The sequence below is a fragment of the Acinetobacter sp. NIPH 2699 genome (assembly GCF_022549355.1).
In the GTDB taxonomy this organism is placed as follows: Bacteria; Pseudomonadota; Gammaproteobacteria; order Pseudomonadales; family Moraxellaceae; genus Acinetobacter.
In genome coordinates this window covers 63,976-83,400 of record NZ_JAKZGL010000014.1, presented here as the reverse complement: position 1 = coordinate 83,400, position 19,425 = coordinate 63,976, and the positions used below count along the sequence as shown (strand labels likewise).

General features: G+C 39.7%; 15 protein-coding genes. 7 read left to right on the top strand and 8 right to left on the bottom strand.

The features are described from left to right. Positions 1-103: 103 nt before the first annotated feature. The 3 genes from glyS to MMP72_RS13015 form a co-directional block, all read right to left on the bottom strand. Positions 104-2,173, bottom strand: coding sequence for a glycine--tRNA ligase subunit beta (gene glyS / locus MMP72_RS13025; RefSeq protein ID WP_241317930.1), 2,070 nt, complete (start codon positions 2,171-2,173; stop codon positions 104-106). After that, complete coding sequence (gene glyQ / locus MMP72_RS13020) at positions 2,173-3,162, bottom strand: glycine--tRNA ligase subunit alpha (protein ID WP_004775941.1); 990 nt, start codon at positions 3,160-3,162, stop codon at positions 2,173-2,175. The genes glyS and glyQ overlap by 1 nt, the downstream gene beginning before the upstream one ends. Before the next feature lie 83 nt (positions 3,163-3,245). After that, a complete protein-coding gene (locus MMP72_RS13015; protein WP_241317928.1) occupies positions 3,246-4,025 on the bottom strand; it encodes a hypothetical protein in 780 nt (259 codons plus the stop codon). 224 nt (positions 4,026-4,249) lie between these two features. Here MMP72_RS13015 and MMP72_RS13010 point away from each other — a divergent pair, with 224 nt between their 5' ends. From MMP72_RS13010 to MMP72_RS13000, 3 genes are all read left to right on the top strand, one after another. Then, a complete protein-coding gene (locus MMP72_RS13010) occupies positions 4,250-5,512 on the top strand; it encodes a putative DNA modification/repair radical SAM protein (protein ID WP_241317926.1) in 1,263 nt (420 codons plus the stop codon). A 2-nt stretch (positions 5,513-5,514) separates the two neighbouring features. Next, on the top strand, positions 5,515-6,309 hold the full coding sequence (locus tag MMP72_RS13005) for a TIGR03915 family putative DNA repair protein (protein ID WP_241317924.1): 795 nt from the start codon (positions 5,515-5,517) through the stop codon (positions 6,307-6,309). Between the two features lie 157 nt (positions 6,310-6,466). Next, positions 6,467-7,735: a hypothetical protein gene (locus tag MMP72_RS13000; RefSeq protein ID WP_241317922.1), complete on the top strand. Its 1,269-nt coding sequence runs from the start codon at positions 6,467-6,469 to the stop codon at positions 7,733-7,735. Positions 7,736-7,840: 105 nt separating this feature from the next. On the opposite strand, the gene MMP72_RS12995 is transcribed toward MMP72_RS13000, so the two are convergent. Next, positions 7,841-9,256 carry a DASS family sodium-coupled anion symporter gene (locus MMP72_RS12995; RefSeq protein ID WP_241317920.1) on the bottom strand — a complete coding sequence of 472 codons (1,416 nt, stop codon included), beginning with the start codon at positions 9,254-9,256 and terminating at the stop codon, positions 7,841-7,843. Positions 9,257-9,909: 653 nt separating this feature from the next. Here MMP72_RS12995 and MMP72_RS12990 point away from each other — a divergent pair. Beyond that, a complete protein-coding gene (locus tag MMP72_RS12990) occupies positions 9,910-11,013 on the top strand; it encodes an HPP family protein (RefSeq protein ID WP_241317918.1) in 1,104 nt (367 codons plus the stop codon). Between the two features lie 71 nt (positions 11,014-11,084). On the opposite strand, the gene MMP72_RS12985 is transcribed toward MMP72_RS12990, so the two are convergent. Then, the gene (locus MMP72_RS12985; protein ID WP_241317916.1) at positions 11,085-11,354 is read right to left on the bottom strand and encodes a PspC domain-containing protein; all 270 of its coding nucleotides are present in this window, start codon (positions 11,352-11,354) and stop codon (positions 11,085-11,087) included. Between the two features lie 354 nt (positions 11,355-11,708). Between MMP72_RS12985 and MMP72_RS12980 the strand changes: the two genes are divergently transcribed. Further along, positions 11,709-12,368: a hypothetical protein gene (locus MMP72_RS12980; RefSeq protein WP_241317914.1), complete on the top strand. Its 660-nt coding sequence runs from the start codon at positions 11,709-11,711 to the stop codon at positions 12,366-12,368. A gap of 48 nt (positions 12,369-12,416) precedes the next feature. Here the strand turns inward: MMP72_RS12980 and MMP72_RS12975 are convergent, their stop codons facing one another. Next, positions 12,417-14,240 (bottom strand): acyl-CoA dehydrogenase C-terminal domain-containing protein, encoded by a 1,824-nt coding sequence (locus MMP72_RS12975; protein ID WP_241317912.1) that lies wholly within the window; start codon positions 14,238-14,240, stop codon positions 12,417-12,419. Positions 14,241-14,479: 239 nt separating this feature from the next. Between MMP72_RS12975 and MMP72_RS12970 the strand changes: the two genes are divergently transcribed. Beyond that, positions 14,480-16,789: a hypothetical protein gene (locus tag MMP72_RS12970; protein ID WP_241317910.1), complete on the top strand. Its 2,310-nt coding sequence runs from the start codon at positions 14,480-14,482 to the stop codon at positions 16,787-16,789. Between the two features lie 64 nt (positions 16,790-16,853). Here MMP72_RS12970 and aroE read toward each other — a convergent pair whose 3' ends face one another. Then, positions 16,854-17,642 carry a shikimate dehydrogenase gene (gene aroE, locus MMP72_RS12965; protein WP_241317908.1) on the bottom strand — a complete coding sequence of 263 codons (789 nt, stop codon included), beginning with the start codon at positions 17,640-17,642 and terminating at the stop codon, positions 16,854-16,856. Between the two features lie 146 nt (positions 17,643-17,788). Here aroE and MMP72_RS12960 point away from each other — a divergent pair, with 146 nt between their 5' ends. Next, entirely contained in the window at positions 17,789-18,376 is a 588-nt protein-coding gene (locus tag MMP72_RS12960; RefSeq protein ID WP_241317904.1) for a histidine phosphatase family protein, read from the top strand. A gap of 75 nt (positions 18,377-18,451) precedes the next feature. On the opposite strand, the gene hemF is transcribed toward MMP72_RS12960, so the two are convergent. Beyond that, positions 18,452-19,393 carry an oxygen-dependent coproporphyrinogen oxidase gene (gene hemF / locus MMP72_RS12955; RefSeq protein WP_241317902.1) on the bottom strand — a complete coding sequence of 314 codons (942 nt, stop codon included), beginning with the start codon at positions 19,391-19,393 and terminating at the stop codon, positions 18,452-18,454. Positions 19,394-19,425 lie beyond the last annotated feature (32 nt).

Genomic DNA, 19,425 nt, shown 5'->3' with positions numbered 1-19,425 from the left:
CACACCGAATCAGATGTATGAGAAAGAGAAAACCGAGCTAATGGTTTAACTCGGTTTTAAATGAAATACTGTCAATCTATTTCAGGACGTGACAGTTTAGTGATTAACCCTGCAATACACTTACATCTGCAATTGCCGTGAACAAATCACGCAACTGAGCCAATAAACGTAAGCGGTTCGCTTTTAACTTTGCATCATCTGCCATAACCATTACACCTTCAAAGAAGGCATCAATTGGTGTACGAAGTGCAGCAAGCTTAGACAATGCTTCGGTATAATTACGCGCAGCAAGCAAAGGCTGAACCACAGGCGTAAGGGCAGACAATTCTGCATAAAGTGCTTTTTCAGCCGCTTCAACCAGATTCGCTTCAACCACAGCACCTTCTGGTGTCGCTTCTTTAGCAAGAATATTGGCAACACGTTTATTTGCCGCAGCCAATGCAGCCGCTTCTGGCAAAGTACGGAAATGATTGACTGCAGTCACACGCTTGTCAAAATCAAGTGGAGATTTTGGCGCAAGCGCTTGAACTGCTTGAATCACATCAACAGCCACGCCTTGGTCTTCATACTTGGCACGGTAACGACCTTCAAGGAAAGCAACCGCATCAGCACGTGTTTTATCGTGATCTTTAATGATGTCGCCATAACCTTGCAATGCAAAATTAACCAGCTCTTCAATGGTGACATCGAGTTCATTTTCAATGATTAAACGCAAGATACCAATCGCAGAACGACGTAATGCAAATGGATCTTTCGAACCTGTTGGCGCTTGACCAATACCGAAAATACCCACCAATGTGTCTAAACGGTCAGCAAGTGCAATGGTTGTACCCGTCTTGGTTTGCGGTAATACATCACCAGCAAATTTAGGTAAATACTGTTCACCTAGCGCTTCTGAAACTTCGTTATTTTCACCTTCAAGACGCGCATAGTAAGTGCCTGCAATCCCTTGAAGTTCTGGGAATTCACCCACAAGTTCAGAGGTTAAGTCACATTTCGCAAGTAACGCTGCTTTTTCAGCATCAGCAACATTTGCACCCGTAATTGGAGACAATGCCACCGCTAATTTAGCAATACGTTCTGATTTATCCCAAAGTGTACCCAATTGTGCTTGGAACACCATATTGGCTAATTTTTCTTTACGAGACGCAAGCGGTTGTTTTTGGTCTTGTAAGAAGAAGAACTCCGCATCAGACAAACGAGGGCGTACAACTTTCTCATTCCCTTCAATAATTTGAATCGGATCTTTAGACTCAATATTTGAAATGGTAATGAAGTAAGGCTGTAATTTACCTTCTGCATTGATTAAACAAAAATACTTCTGGTTATCCTGCATGGTGGTAATCAATGCTTCTTGAGGAACAGCCAAATAGCGCTCTTCAAAGGTTGCACGTAAAGCAACAGGCCATTCAACCAGACTTGTTACTTCATCAAGCAAGTTTGCTGGCACAATAGCATTCGCATTTACTTCATCAGCTAACTTCTTCACTTGTTCTTGAATAGTTACTTGACGCTTTTCAAAGTTCGCAACCACATAGGCTTGTTCTAAAGTAGCCAAGTAGTCATTTGCATGCGCCAAAGTCACGGCTTCAGGTGCATGGAAACGATGACCATAAGTCACGTTACCTGCTTTATGATCTTGAATGGTTGCTTCAACCACTTGATCATCTTTCAGCAATACCACCCATTTTACTGGACGTACGAATTCAGTACGGCTTGCCGCTGAACGCATACGTTTTGCAATTGGTAAGTTGTCCAATGCAGTCTGTAAAATTTGTGGAAGCAAAGCATCAAGACTTTGACCTTTTACATCTTTCAAGAAGCAAACTTTTTCAACTTTGCCTGCTTGGAAAGTTGAAAGCTGATCAACCGTAATGCCTTGACCGCGCATAAAGCCTTCAAGGGCTTTGGTCGGTTTGCCTTCAGCATCATAAGCCGCTTGTACAGCAGGGCCATCAAAACGTTTTTGCGTGTCCGCTTGAGCAGCATCGATATCAACAATTTTCAATGCCAAACGACGTGGAGCAGCATATGCTTCGATAGAAGCGAAGTTTAAGCCTGCATCTTTTAGGCCTTTTTCCGTTTCTGCTTTAAGTGCATCACGCAAAGTTTTTAAGCTTTTTGGTGGAAGTTCTTCACAGCCAAGTTCGAATAAAACTGTATGCTTAGTCATTATTTATTCTCCTTCGCTTTTTCAGCTTGGGCTGCTTCTGCTTCAACTTGTGCTTTAAGTTGAGCCAATACTTCATCACGCAAATGTGGTTCTGCCATTGGGAAACCAAGTTTCGCGCGGGCAGCCACATAACTTTGTGCAATTGAACGCGCCAAAGTACGAACACGTAAAATATAACGTTGACGTTCAGTCACAGAAATCGCACCACGTGCATCGAGCAAGTTAAAGCAATGTGATGCTTTGATAACCTGTTCATATGCAGGAAGTGGTAATTCAGCTTCGATTAAACGAGACGCTTCGGCTTCATAGAAGTCGAACAATTCAAACATTTTATCTACTGGTGCATATTCGAAGTTATAGGTTGATTGCTCAACTTCATTTTGATGGAATACATCACCATAGGTAACTGTACCGAATTGACCTTTAGTCCAAACCAGATCGTAAACTGAGTCTACACCTTGAAGGTACATTGCCAGACGCTCTAAGCCGTAAGTGATCTCACCTGTGACTGGGTAACATTCAATACCACCAACTTGCTGGAAGTAAGTGAACTGAGTCACTTCCATACCATTTAACCAAACTTCCCAACCTAAGCCCCATGCGCCAAGGGTTGGAGATTCCCAGTTATCTTCTACGAAACGAATGTCGTGAGTTAGGGTGTCAATCCCGATTGCTTTTAATGAATCGAGATAAAGCTGCTGAATATTGTCTGGGTTTGGCTTAAGTACTACTTGGAACTGATAGTAGTGTTGTAAACGGTTCGGGTTTTCACCATAACGACCGTCTTTCGGACGACGTGAAGGTTGAACATAAGCCGCATTCCAAGTTTCTGGCCCTAAAGCACGTAAGAAGGTTGCAGTGTGGAAAGTACCTGCGCCCATTTCCATATCATATGGTTGTAATACGACGCAGCCTTGCTCCGCCCAATAGTTTTGTAGGGCAAGAATTAAGCCCTGAAATGTATCAATATGCGATATAGCACGACTCATGGTGCATCCACTGGAATCAAACAAAAATTGTGGTTAAGTATAAGGATTTTGGGGAGGAGTGGCAAAGGCGTTGTGTAAAAAACTTATGGTTGTTCATTCTTCAAAATTGGAGGTTTATCAACTAATTCGATCATAAGAATATCTGCATCTTCTAGGAAATTTGATTTAAGCACACTCACTTTAGGTATTTTTGCGATTAGACATACATCTTGGTTAGAGTTTGTGTAAATTACATCACCAATTAATGTAGAACGAGTGATCACGTGAGGTGGGAGATAGTATGAGTAAGTACCATAATTATCTAGTTTAAAGATTAAATGGTAAGGATTGTCTTTAGATTTGGTCATACCCTGTGAATATTCTGTAGCAACTTGCTGACCGCATATCTTTTGAAACTCAAACTCATAGTCTGAAGTTAAATATTCAATGTCTAAAAGTTCATTAATACGATCTGGTCGATAAGTATTGAAACTAACATGTAAACATACGACTTGATTATTTCGTAACTTGTCTAATCTCAGCTTTTTTGAACCGTCATAACGATAATGAACGGCTTTAGTGTGATTGATATGGTAGGCGTAATTTCCGTAATCATTTAACTGAAAATGGAAGTTATAACTACTTTGACCTTTAATTGTGGATAGAAATTCTTCATATTTATAGAGCCCACAAAGTTTTTTATAGGTGTTGATATTAGGTGGAAGACTTTTAATTTCAGAATAACAGTACTTTAATAGGATTAAAGTACTAGAAATAATCAAAATTATACCCGCTATACGAGTCTTTTTAAAAAAAGTAATTTTAATAATAAAAATGATCCAAATAGCAATAATAAATCCAAACATTTGCTGCACAAAGCTCATATAGTCTTTTATAAGACGTGTTTTTCGGTTGGCGTGGTTGATAATTTGGTTTTATTTTAATGATTTAACCAAGACTTACATTGTAGCAATATTTTGTAAGATTTACTAAGGTGGAAAATTGAAACGACAACTCAAGACGCATGACATCTCACATGCTCTTAATTTCACAACTTTGAAATGTTAATTTTTAAACGATATTCTCTGTTTTCTTCAGGTCGTTTGAAATGTCTGATCGCATTCGTGAAAAACTCCAGATTCTTGCGGACGCTGCCAAATATGATGTGTCCTGTTCCTCCAGTGGTAGTGACCGTAAAAATAAAGACAAAGGTCTAGGCGATGCTAGTCGGGCAGGGATTTGTCATAGTTATACCGAAGATGGACGCTGTGTTTCTTTGCTGAAAATCCTGTTCAGTAATGTCTGTATTTTTGACTGTGCTTATTGTGTGTCACGCCGTTCCAATGATGTGAAACGGGCGGCATTTACCGTACAGGAAGTGGTTGACCTGACCATTAACTTCTATCGACGTAATTATATTGAAGGCTTGTTTCTGAGCTCAGGTATCTTTAAGTCCGCAGACCATACCATGGAACGGATGCTGCAAGTGGTGAAAAAACTACGCCTAGAAGAAAATTTTAATGGCTATATTCATCTTAAAACTATTCCGGGAGCTTCACCTGAGTTGATTCATGAAGCAGGTCTCTATGCTGACCGAATGAGTATTAATTTAGAAATGCCAACCGAAGTAGGATTAAAAGCGTTTGCCCCTGAAAAGTCACATCAAGAAGTACAAAAAGACTTGGGGCTGGTTCGAGATCGCTTGATTCAACTCAAAGACGAACGTCAGATTATCAAGCATGTGCCGAAATATGTCCCAGCAGGGCAAACCACGCAAATGGTGGTCGGTGCACATCAAGAAACTGATCAAGACGTTCTATTAATGGCAGATCGACATTACAAAGAATTTAAACTCAAACGGGTCTATTTCTCAGGTTATATTCCAATTAATACGGAAAATAACTATTTGCCTGCGGTGGGTTCAGCACCACCTTTACTACGAGAAAATCGACTCTATCAAAGTGATTGGTTAATGCGTTTTTATGGCTTTCAGGTTAATGAAATCGTCAATGAAAAACACCCGCATCTTGATCTAGATGTCGATCCGAAATTGAGTTGGGCACTGCGTCATCCTGAGCAATTTCCAGTCGATTTAAATCGAGCGGATTACCATATGATTTTGCGTATCCCTGGCATTGGGGTGAAGTCGGCTAAGAAAATTGTACAAGCACGTCGTTTTGGTCGAGTGCATATTGATTTGTTGAAACAGTTGGGTGTGGCGTATTCGCGTGCAAAGTTTTTTATTCGTTGTGAAGATAGTCCTCGTTTTCAGAAAGAATTATCGACGAGTTATATTCGCCAGCAAATACTGACACAGGGTTCATCCAAGTATGTGCAACAACTGTCACCTCAGTTGAGTTTGGGATTTTAGTGATGCTAGGCGGGGGAATTGTCTATTATTACTTTGATGGCTCCATGGTTGGATTACTCAATTGTGTATTTCGCGCATTTCAATTCAAAGAGTTTCAGGTAAAGCTTTGCTTATTTGAAAATGCCCAACATGGACTCTTTTCCAGCATGGTTGAAATACCGAATAATGAACAACATGCACAACGGGTTTGGGTAGCATTACAGCAAAGGCTATCTAAATCGGCTTTGAGACAATTTTATTTTACCTCTTTATCCGAGTCGCTTGAGGCTTATCAGCATTTATTGAATTACTGCATTTATGTGTTTAGTCAGAACCGTTTGGTTGAGAAAGATTATTCTCATCCTAGTGTATTGGCCATTTCACAATGGGCGAAAAAGGTCGGACGAGAAAAACATCGAATGGAGGCATTTATACGTTTTAAAAAAACCACAGATGAATTGTTTTTAAGTTTAATTCGTCCCGATTTTAATGTGCTGCCATTAATCCAGCCGCATTTTAAACGTCGCTATCAAGATCAACGCTGGCTGATTTATGATGAGCAACGCAAGTATGGTTTTTACTATGATTTACATGACATTCATGAGGTATCGTTAGAAGCCAATGAAATTGATCAGAATATTGAAAATGGTGCGAGCCAAAGCTTTCAGTTGCAGTTAGATGAGCAAGAGTTTTTATACGATCAACTTTGGAAAGATTATTTTAATAGTATCAATATTAAAGAACGAAAAAATATCAAATTACATGTGCAGTATCTGCCGAAACGCTATTGGCGTTATCTCAATGAGAAATTTATCTAAAAGTAATTTATCCAGTTAATACATTAGCTTAGTTTGATTTCTGTTCTCTGTCTCGTTTCCTAAGGTCAGAAAAATGGAGGAAGTGATTAATTTTGTATTAATGTTATGTTATAACGTTTCAATATCAATATAAATGAGTCCAACAGGGGAAAGAAACATGAATAAGTTAAAACAAACTTATCTATTGGGTGCTGTATTGAGTAGTGTATTGTTGTCCGCATGTGGTGGCAGTAGCGATTCATCCAGTTCATCATCAAGTACACCGAAACCAGAACAACCTGTATTAAATTATGAGGGTCGTTTGGCGATTGCCAATGCTGATACAGAACGCCCATCATTATCGATTTATGATTTAAAAGATCAAAAAGTGATTGAGACCAAAGCATTAAACTATATGCCCTCAGCGATGTATAGCAGTCCACAATCACGCTATGCGGTGATGTTGAGTCGTAATGAGGGCGTGGTGCAGTTTGCGGATGGAGGTGTTTTTAGTCAAAGTAATGAACTTAAGATCAATACACCGAACATTCTAACGTTCCAGTTACAAGGTGCAACACCCGCACATTATCGTAGTTTTAATGGCACTGCGGCATTGTTTTATGATGGAAGCGAAGCTGACGGTTCAAAATTTGACGTGTTTAATGATGTCATGATCACACAGAGAAATATTGCCACACAAAAGCTACCGAAAAATCATCATGGCGTGGCTGAACCACGTGGCGAGTATGTGTTAAGTACGTATATGTCTAAAGAATCAGAAATATTAAGTATTGTGAAAAGTTATCATATTCATGGCGATCATTTTCATGAAGAGCAGACCCTCACCAATCCATGTAACCGTTTACATGGTGCAGCATCAATCATGAATTACGCTGCGTTTGGTTGTGAAGATGGGGTGTTGGTGGTTGAACAAAATAAAAGTGATTTTGTAGATAAAAAAGTTTTTATTGATCAACGAATTTCTACGCTTGCAGGACATGAAAAACTGAATCAATTTGCTGCCTTTGCATCAGGAACCCATGCTTTATTTGTGGTTGATCCAGAAAAGTTAAATGCCACCCATTTAGATTGGTCATTAGATGCTAAAGAATTAGATGGGACAACTGCCGTTAAACGTTTGCAGCAAAGTTTTGATGAGACAGGGAGCTATTTGGCTATTTTGGATAGTATGGGCACTGTGCACGTGATTGATACCCAAACATGGCAACGATTAGGTCAAATTCAGGCAATAAACAATGTTGACGGTACTGAACTTGCAAAAAGTCGTTTAGTTGCAAATGCGGCTTCAGATACGATTTTTATCAATGACACGCAAGCCAAAACGATTCTTGAGCTTGACTTGAAAAACCTGAAAATCAAACAAATCATTCAACTCAATGATGTACCTAACACCTTTACTTGGTTGGGTGTTGCCAAAGCCGCTTAACTTTATATGAAGGAAAAGCAAACAGTTGAATTTGGCTGTTTGCTTTTTTAGTGTATGAATGCTCAAGATACCGTGCAAATAAAAAAGCGCCGAAGCGCTTTAAAATTAAATGAAGAACCAATAAATAAAAACTGAAACGAGTGCCACACAGAGAACATTTAATATAAAACCAACCCTCATCATCTCGCTTTGTTTAATATGCCCAGTCCCAAATACAATTGCATTTGGTGGAGTCGCAACAGGAAGCATAAAGGCACAAGAAGCACCAATACCAATAACGACGACAAGGATCTCTTTTGGTAATCCCATTTGATCAGCAATTGCTGCAAATACAGGAACGAGCAAGGCGGCCGAAGCTGTGTTACTGGTAAATTCTGTTAAGAAAATAATGAAAGCAGCAACGATCACAATCACTAAAAATGGAGAGGCATCACCAAAAGCGTTAGCAAGTGTTTGACCTAGAACCAACGATGATCCTGAATCTTTCAGCACAGCACTTAATGTTAAGCCACCACCAAACAGCATTAAAACACCCCAATCAGTGTTGTCTGCAACATCTTTCCATGTTGCGATACCCAAAACGACAACCATACAAGCGGCTAGGATTGCGATCCATGTATCTGGCTGACTAATCCCAAATTGTTCACTGATGCTTTTACCAAAGATCCACGCGAAAGCTGTAACACTAAATACAACCATCGTTAGAATACGATTACGATTCCAAGGAATAATTTCAGTTTTGAACTCAATCCGATGATTTAATTTTGGACGTAAAACGATGTATAGACTGACTAACATTGCTGGAAAAATGATAAGCATCATTGGTAGACCTACTTTCATCCAGTCAGAAAAGTCATAACCTAGTGCTTTAGCTGCGATGGCATTTGGAGGTGAGCCTACCAACGTGCCTAAACCACCAATACTGGCGGAATAAGCAATACCTAATAAGATAAATACAAAGGTTTTACGTTCTTTAACTGCATCAAAATGAGAGAGTAAACCTAATGCAAGTGGAAGCATCATTGCGGCTGTTGCTGTATTAGAAATCCACATCGACAAAACAGCAGTTACTAAACAGATAGATAAAACAGCTACACCTAAATGTCCGCGTGATAAAGCGATAATCCACATTGCAATTTTTCGATCAAGCTTTTGCACATGTAAGGCTGTAGCTAATGCAAACCCCCCAAAGAATAGAAAGATAATTGGATCAGCAAAAGTACTAAGTGCCTTAGTTGTGGTAATAGGGCTAAGCTCATCATTGCTTCCAGCACTAGGCATGCCGACTAAAACGGCTAAGATAGGAACAAGTAAGGCGGTAATCGTAATGTGAATAGCTTCTGTAAGCCAAAGAATGCCAATAAATAATAATAAACTCAGCCCTTTATTGGCATTTTCATCGTAAGGCAAGATCTGATATAAACCAAATGACAGCAAAGCTGAAATTACAATAATAATCCAACCACGTAATAAGCCCTTAGGCATTGTATTGGTTGGTGTTTCAAGATGGGGAACATTCATACAATATCCTTATTCGTGTTGTTATTTGTCATGAAATTTCACATGACAGCGTAACTATATTTTTAGCGAATCAATAGTAAATGCTAACTTCTATCATCCATGTAAATTTTTTTAAATCCGTGTACTTCTTGCCTAATGCATAGATCCAAGTCAGGCTAAAAGTGTGCGGATGATGAGACTAAGTTTTTGCTGGTCAATAAAAGATTCGATTTTGGAAAGTCTACCATTGATGAATAAACCCGATTCAACATGTATAAACCTTCGATTAAACTTTTCCCAGCAGCGTTGTATCTTGCTTCAAAGCATGTTCGAAACTGTGAACGAAAGTCCAGAGGGCGTTGCTGTCCAGTTTTTGAACGTTTGGATTTTAGGGTATTTAAGCGATAAGTGATATTTAGTTTTTTGATAAAAATCTAGGTGATATTTATTTCTTTTATAAATGGGCCATTTGGGCAATTTTATATAATACGTTTTTTAGTTTGAGTACATTGGGCTTTGGTCTAATTCTATGACATTTTTTTCAAGCTGATTCAGCGGCTTTTCGGTAAGTAAGTGTCTCTTATTTTAAGGTGTAACTAGAATGTATCTTATAAAGACTTGAGTGTATACTGCCACAACCACTCAAAGACAATACGATTTCAGCAAGGTGCATTGTGAGCTTTACTCAATCTGACTGGCTAAACTTCCTAAAACCCAATTATAAAATCCTTCCGCTGAAAGAGCGCCTATTTTCAGGATTTGGTGCGTTATGCGGTTTGGCCATATCGTCATTCATCAGTTGGTATGTACTCGGTGGAATGAATGCATGGTATATCGCACCGATGGGCGCGTCATCCGTATTGCTCTTTGCTGTACCGAATAGTCCTTTGGCTCAACCATGGAATGTGATCGTCGGTAATACGTTGGCTGGGGTGATCGGTGTTGCTTGTGTTCAATGGTTGCCAGATTTAACCACAGCATTTAGTGTGGCCGTTGGTCTGGCGATTTTTGTGATGATGACGACGGACTCCTTGCATCCGCCCAGTGGGGCAGTTGCGATTACGGCGGTATTAGGGGGGGAGGCGGTTCAGCGTTTAGGCTTCTATTTTGTGCTGTATCCAGTGTTATTAAATTCAATTTTATTGTTGTTATTTGCGGTGTTTTTTAATCGTCTAATTGGACGACATTATCCAATGACAGCGCATGTCAATGCGCGCAGCAAAGATCCGACCCCTACACAGAAAGTATCGATTCAACCGAAAGATATTGAATATGCTTTAGAACAGCACACTGAACTACTTGATATTAGTCAATATGACTTAGAAAAGATTATTTTGGATGCACAAGAGCGGGCACATGGGCGTTTGCTCAATAGCTTCGTTTGCCAAGATATTATGAGTCGAGATGTCATTAAACTACATGAAGACGATGATATTCATCAGGCTTTGGATAAGTTCAAAGCGGTCAATTTAATGAGTTTACCTGTGGTCAATAGTGAACAAAAGCTTGTAGGTACACTGGCTTTATATGAAGTGGTTGAATGGTTTAAAAGCGCCACTGATCCGAGGAATTCTTGGCAGCACTATGTTCGGCAAATTATGAGTCGAAGAGTGGTGACTGTTGATCCATTACAACCGATTCAGGACTTAGTGCCTTATTTTGTAGAGAAGTCATTTAACTATATCCCTGTCGTTGAGAATCAACGTTTGATCGGAATGATCAGTCGTGCCGATATGATTGCTGCCTTGCAACAACAATTGAGTCGTCAGTTACTTTAATTTGGATAAAAAAAAGCTACGGTTGTATTCGGGGTAAATGCAACCGTAGCGACCAAAAATGGAAAAATGAATTAACGTTTTATGCTTTGATCATCATAAATAGTTTTTACAGGTTGCTGATAATTTTGTATATGTTCTACACCTGTAGCCTGCTTTTTGGGAATGACCAACCATAAAATCAGATACACTAAAATACCAGGAAAAGCAGCACTGAGAATTGAGATCACAACAAAGATCAAGCGTAGTAAATTTGCGTTCCAACCAAAACGTTCAGCAATACCGCCCATTACACCTGCGATCATGCTTTTTTGGTTTGAGCGATATAAACCAGTATTGGTCATCGAATTTTTCTCCTTAACGTAATGAAATGACAGCAGAAAAGACATATTGATATGTAGGTTGCTGTCTATTAAGAAATAGGGGCGATATATCTTTTTTTAAAGTTTAAATAGAGAAGAGATTGGTTACGTTGTGTAAAATTCTGCTGGAAAAATCAGCAGTATCGCCTAAAATGCACCGACTTAAAGCAGACTGCTTTGTCACCTTATGATTCAGTTTTATTGTCGTTCCTTCAATAGTCCATGATATGGACGTAGAGAATAGATACATTCTATGTTCTTTATACTCTCCAAGATATTTGGAGTAGTTCAGGTTGGTTTCGTCGATAACGATGTTGATGTTAGAGATTTGTGGATATGCAGTTCAGGTGGTTGTTACTACAGTATGTGGGTATAGGATGTGTATTGAGTCTCGGTCTGAGTGGGTGCGATCGTGATCATTCAGAATCCGTTAAACAAATCCAGGTGCAATCAACTCATGAGAGTGTTGTACAGGATGAGCAGCCTTCATTAACGGATAATGGGATGCCATTAACTAAAATTGCGGGGCAAGCAACTTTGCCGTACTCGGGCACTGGGCAACGTAACTTAACCCAGCCTTCTGAAACCAGTCTGACTTATGTTGGTCGTTATCATGCTCGTATTCCGTGTACCGATGCTTTTGCGGGTTGTGTGAACCACGAAAAAGAAGCAGATTATATTTTGAATCTGTTAGAAGACGGCTCGGTGTATTGGATTAATACCAGTTTTGGCCGCTTAGGGGCAGATTCTTCTCAGAATGTTGCAAAGATCGAACAAACCTGTAAACAAGTGCAATGGTATGCGCATGAAGAGCTGAACGAAATCATGGTTCGTTGTGATGCTGCGAATATTAGCTTGTATTATAAAATTAACCAAAATCAAGATTTGGTTTTAAATCTAGATAAAATTTGGAATGGCAATAATGGAGAAAACCGCAAGTTCTTTAAAGAATACCCATTTCCTCAAAAAGCCTATGTCTTTAAAAAGATAGAATAGAGTGAGTAAAAAAAAGAGCGCATATCGCGCTCTTTTTTACAGTTCAGATTAGTAATCGAAGCTGAAGTGTTCAGGTGCAAGTGAAGTCAAGGTACGTGAAGTCGATACCATTGATTCTGCATGACCTTGAGCACGTGGCAACAAGCGATCGAAATAGAAATCAGCAACTTTGATTTTTGCTTTATAGAATTCTGGTGTTTCGATCCCATTACCTGCTTCTAATTTCTCAGAAGCAATCACGGCTTGTTGTGCCCAGAAGTAAGCCATCATCACGTAGCCAGAGAACATCAAGAAGTCAGCAGACGCTGAAGAAACGATGTCACGATCCTTACGTGCAGCAAGCATGATACGAACAGTCAAGGTATTCCACTGTGCGCAAAGCTTAGTCAAGTCCCAAGCAAAACGACGTAAGTACTTGTTACGTGCATGTGTTGCACAGAACTTTAAGATTTCAGCAGTATAGTCACGAACCACTTTACCTTTTGAACTTAAAAGAACTTTACGACCGAGTAAATCAAGTGCTTGAATGCCTGTAGTACCTTCGTACAAAGTTGAGATACGTGCATCACGTGCGATCTGTTCCATACCCCATTCACGGATATAGCCATGGCCACCAAAAACTTGCATACCATTATTTGCAGATTCTAAACCAAGTTCAGTTAAGAAGCCTTTTAGAATCGGGGTATAGAAACCAAGTTTGTCATCATGCGCTTCATAAGCCGCTTGATCACCATTTACTAAGGCATCTGTCATTTTGTCTGCAATTTTAGCTGCATGGTAGATCATTGAACGACCACCTTCAGCAATCGCTTTTTGCGTTAACAGCAGGCGACGTACGTCAGCATGGTGAATAATCGCATCACCTACACGCTCAGGTTCTTTTTTACCTGAAAGCGCGCGCATCGACATACGGTCTTTTGCATAAGGTAACGCACCTTGGAAAGAAAGTTCAGCGTGAGCAATACCTTGAACCGCAGTACCAATACGTGCAGTGTTCATAAAGGTAAACATTGCATGTAAACCTTTGTTGATTTCACCGATTAAGTAACCTGTTGCATTATCAAAGTTGAGTACTGCTGTTGCAGAGGCTTTAATCCCCATCTTGTGTTCAATTGAACCACAAGAAACAGTATTACGTTCACCTATACCACCATCCGCAGTCGGGATGAATTTAGGCACGATGAATAATGAAATACCACGTGTACCTGCTGGTGCATCTGGAAGACGAGCAAGAACGATGTGAATAATGTTTTCTGTTAGATCGTGTTCACCCGCAGAGATGAAGATTTTAGTACCAGAAAGTTTATACGTACCATCTGCTTGAGGCTCTGCTTTGGTTTTAACCTGACCTAAGTCTGTACCACATTGAGGTTCAGTCAAGCACATCGTACCAGACCAAGTTCCTTCAACCAGTTTAGGCATGTAGGTATTTTTTTGCTCATCTGTACCAAATTGCATGATGGTGTTCATACAACCTGTGCTCAAACCTGGATACATGGTGAATGACCAGTTAGCCGTTCCCATCATTTCAGATTTGATTAGGTTTAAAGACATTGGTAAGCCTTGGCCACCAAACTCTTCTGGATACGAAAGACCTTGCCAACCACCCATAACGAATTGGTCATACGCTTCTTTGAAGCCTTTAGGTGTTGTTACTTCACCATTGTTGAAGGTACAGCCTTCTTCATCGCCTGACTGGTTGAGTGGTGAAAGTACGTTTTCGCAGTAATCTGCCGCACCTTCAAGAATCATATCAACAGTTTCAGCATCGGCATTTTGACCACTTGCTAAAGTTTGGTAATGTGCTGGATAATCTAACATTTCGTTCATTAAGAAACGAACATCACGGAGCGGGGCTTTATAAGCTGGCATAATCTTAATCCTGTATTGGAATCATTTTGGATTATCTGTTTCGATACTTTGATTATTCATAATGGTGATAAAAATACATTGATAAACCCTAAGGAAAAAAATGTCAGAAAAGCGAATTCCACAAGAAAGTGGTCCGTATGAAAATCAGTTTTCTATTAGAATATTAACAGATATTATATGTGAAAAATGATCTATTTTATGTTTGAAAATATAACGATATAAAGGTGTTTGGTAAAGCTATGCGTTTAAAATATTTAACTTTATGTTTATTGGGGCTTAGTCTATCAGCCTGCTCACAACATGTCATTAAAACCAATGCTGGTTCAGCAAGTTTAGAGCAAAAGGCGATCAATAGTATCAATGCAATGTATGAATATCCGAGTTATGATTATCGCGGAAAATTTAATGTTCATGTCGAGCTTGATCAAAATAAGTCTGCTCCTCGCTCTCAGGCAGCGCCATTAGATGCCGCATTAAAGCAAAAGGTTGAGCAATACTTACGCGATCAAAAAATCAATTTAAATAGCCAACAGAAACAAGCTTTGTATGTTGCACTGGCAGAAGACAGTAAAGCGTATAGAGGTACTAAGGCTGATAAGTTTATTCAAGGCATGGCCATGATCTTGAATGATATGCAATTTGAATATGATGGTTCAGTGCATTATCGTCAAAAAATCGGTTCGTTTAATTTAACCGCACGCTATGAAAAACCAACGTTGTTGGTACAGGCTAAAGTACCGATGGTGCTTGATCTGAATGATTATAAATTCTATATCAATTATTTTGCGTTGATGCCGTACTTTGTCAATAAAGATAATCAGAATAATCTAGCGTATTTCGATTTCTCTAAATATCAGCATCTCTTTAATCAGGTGGATTACAAAAAATTTGCTGAATACGTAAAGGCATCAAGTGCGGTTTATTACCGTTTGGCTGACCAAAACGATATCCAAGCACTGCCGGTCTCATCTGCGGATAAAGCCGCGGGTGTGGTCGAAAAAATTCGCTTAAAAACATCGATTGAAGAGGTCATTCTGCAATCAAGTTTGTATGGCAAAGTGAATGAAAAATATTTGATGCAAAGCATTCTAAATTTTAATGAACAGAGCTTAGAAAAACTGGTTGCAAATGAAGTCGATGCAGCAAGTAAGTCGAAAGTGAAAAAATCAGATTCGACATGGCCGTCGAAAAGCTCAGCAGATGATGCAAGCGTGGTGAGTCAGCAGCTTTATCATTTGGTGAATCAGCATTTTGGTGTTGAGGATGCAGAGGAGGATTATGCTGCTGATACCGATACTGCTGAAGAGGCGAGCCAAGCTGTGCGAGATACTGATACAGAAGTGGCTGATGTAACCGCGACAGATGATGCGTATGAAAGTGGTTTAAGCGCGGAGCAATGTCTTAAACTACAAACCACACCGAAAATAGCCTATGGTGATGTACAGTATTGCCAAAGTATGTATGGGGTTGATGCATTGGGTCAAACCCAAACCAATTCCTCAACTTTAATATCTTATTTTGAGAAATTACAAACCTTAGAAAAAGTATTCGCAGTATACGATCAAAATCAATTTATTGATGATCAAGCATTTAAAGCACTGTGGATCAAGCATCAAGCTGAAATTGATCAGGCACTCCAGACTGGCAAGCGTAACCCATTGATTATGGATGTGGGCTTGGATGAGAAAGGGCGTGCGATTCAATTGGATTATGATTTAAATTACGCATCACCAGAGTTGAAATCCAGCGTCAACGTTAAAGCGGATATGCAGATCCTCAATTATGGTAAAGCGACACCGATTGATAAAGTGCAGTTAAAGCGTGCTAAAACATGGTCTGAAACCAGTAAAGGTTCAATGTTTGAACAAGCGATTGGGAATTTTTCTGAAAAATTAGGACAAACTGCAATTCAGGAACGCTCAGCGCAGCCATATACATTGTCTTTAGATGATCAGCTTAAAGTGATTGCCGAACAGCGTTATGATGCTACACGTTCGTATGAGCAGACCTACAAAGCTGTATTTATTGCCAAATTAGTTGAAAGTACGCCTCAGGTGGTACAACGTTATTCAAGTCAAGAGCTGCAAGAAATCGCCAGTGTTTATGCCTATTGGTATTCAAGTGAAGACGTGTACAACCCTCAAGGTACAGCGCTGAAAACGATAGAGGCTTTACAAAAGAAACATCATCTAGAAGACGATGAGCAGTTTGATTATAAATTGGGTGAGTCGGTTGATCGCATTGTCAGTGGTGCGATGCATGGTGATCAAGAACGCCAAGCATGGAAGAAACTGCAAACACAATATAAGCAGCCACAACAGTTATTTGCCAAGCAATATCAAACTCAATTTGAACATGAAAATGGTGTGTCGAATGAGGAAAAAATATTACTTGAACAAACATCAAATATTTTAGGCAATGTGTACGTTGATGCGCGTAAAAATAAGCTGTCGTTGAAGAGCATTCAAAAATTAAAGAGTGAACATGATGGTTTTATTGATTATGAGATCTTTAAGGATGTCTATCAAAAGATGTTGAGCAGCAAATAATTCCACCTGAATCAAAAGAACCTGCACTGTGCAGGTTCTTTTTTGATTTTTAGATGGTCAAATATTATAGGAAATCTTTCAATTCAGGTTTTACATCATTCCATATTGAAAAGGCTTCGATTGCTTGTCCAACCAGCATGCCAAAACCATCAGTGGATGGAACTTGACGTGCTTGTGCTTGATCTAAAAAGCTGGAGGGTTTGCCATAAGCCATTTCATAGGCATGATGGAAAACTAAAGTTTCAGGCAATTGTAGAGCATCGCCAGTTAAGCTTGCCGAAGTTGCATTAATCACCAAATCAAACTCACCAGAGAGTTGCTCTAGGCCTATCGCACTCAGTTTAGCTTGTGGTACTGCCTCTTTTAAATCATTGACCAATTGTTCAGCACGGGCAAGAGTACGGTTGGCAATCACAATTTCTTTTGCGCCAGCTTTTACCAGTGGATAAATCACGCCACGAGTCGCACCGCCTGCACCTAGAATTAGAATACGGCTATTTTCAAGATTCCAACCTAGGGCTTGAATGGCAGCGACCAAACCTTGACCATCGGTATTGTCGCCATACAGTTTGCCATCTTGCATCCATAACGTATTCACAGCCTTGGCAATTTTTGCACGTTCTGTCAGTTGATCACATAAAGCAAAGGCTTGTTCTTTAAAAGGGACAGTCACATTCATCCCCACGCCACCTTGAGTAAAAAAGTCCTTTGCTGTACTTTCAAAGCCATCTAGGGGAGCAAGAATTTTTTGATAATTTAGATCAACTCCCATTTTTGCTGCAAAAGCATGATGTAATTCTGGTGAGCGAGATTGTTCAATTGGATTTCCAATTACAGCAAATTGTTTGGTCATGGTTGATCGGTGTTGTTATGTTGGTTAAAGTTTATAAAGTTGAGAGGGTTGCTGCAATGTTGATTTGCATCTGATGGATATTATTAAATGATCTAATATTGAAAAGACCTTAACTCGATAGAAAAGTAAGGAAGCTAAATTTTATCATGAGTATTTTTCTAATTCGACATGCTGAAAGCGAAGCTAATATCAATGGTCGCGCTTTATCTCATGCATCAATTGCCTTGAGTACAAATGGTCGGATGCAAGCAGAGCGATTGTGTACAGAACTCCCTAAAATTGATCATGTCATCATTTCCAAATATCTTCGCACCTATCAGACTGCGGAACCCCTCTTACAGAAATATAAAATAACCTCTGAAATTGATCAGAACTTACATGAGTTTAGTTATTTGTCTGAAAGAAAGTGTGCCAATACAAATTTAGATGATCGAAAGACTTGGGTCGATGCGTATTGGGCGAAGATGGATTGCCACTATCGTGATGCGGATGATGCAGAATCTTTTGCAGATTTATATTTTCGCGTGCAGCAGTTTCATGAAAAGATACAACGGCTCGCGAGTCACTATGTTGAAAAGAATTTGGTGATATTCAGTCATGGGCAATTTTTGCAGTTATTACTGACACTCATCCAGCAACCACAATCGTTAAGCCGAGAATTGATGCAAAATTTTAGGTCAGACTTAATTCATCGACCTATTAAAAATACAGAGATATTTTTGTTTGAAAAGTAAAAAATCAGACTGACCTTTACAGATAAATTTGGCAGTATTCATCCCTAACTGAGGGAGTTAGGGATGAATTTTTAATTATTGCTGCAAACCTAACCAATCTCTCGGTTTTAAATAATAATCAGTGAGGCGTTTTTCGATTGAATCCGCATCCCATTCAGGGCGATACGACCAACCGGCAAGATTCGGTAAACTGACTAGAATGGATTCAATCCGTCCACCTGTTTGTAAGCCGAATAAAGTGCCGCGGTCATATACTAAATTATATTCAACATAGCGACCACGACGATATAACTGGAATTCACGTTGGGCCTCGCTATACGGCTGCTCACGATGCTTTTCAAAAATTGGCAAGATCGCTTCTAAATAACCATTGCCTACAGCTTGCATATATTTAAAGCAGGTTTCGAAATCCCATTGGTTTAAGTCATCAAAGAACAAACCGCCGACACCACGTTGTTCATCACGATGTTTTAAATAGAAATAATCATCACACCATTGTTTGTGTTCCGCATAAACATTTTCGCCAAAGGGTTTGCATAGGTCATACGCGGTTTGATGCCAATTCAAAATATCCTGATCATCTGGATAGAATGGGGTTAAGTCAAAACCGCCACCAAACCACCATACAGGATCTTGCCCTTCAGGCTCAGCCACAAATAAACGTACATTGGCGTGTGAGGTTGGAATATTTGGATTTTTAGGATGAATGACCAGTGATACACCTAAGGCCTGAGCCTTTGCACCTGCGATTTGTGGGTGGCGTTCAGTTGCAGAAGCGGGGAGTTTACTGATATTGATGTGGGAAAACATGACCCCACCTTTTTCAATTACTTCACCATTTTGCAAAACACGAGAGCGACCGCCACCACCTTCGGTTCGTTGCCAATCATCAATGATAAACTCAGCGGTGCCACCGCCTGCACGTTCCTGTTGCTCTAGTCCTGCGCAAATACGTGCTTGTAAATCGAGTAAGAACTCACGAACACGTTGAATATCAGCTGAAGTTGGATGCTGCATGATGATCCTCTTGAGGTGATCTAGGAAGTAGT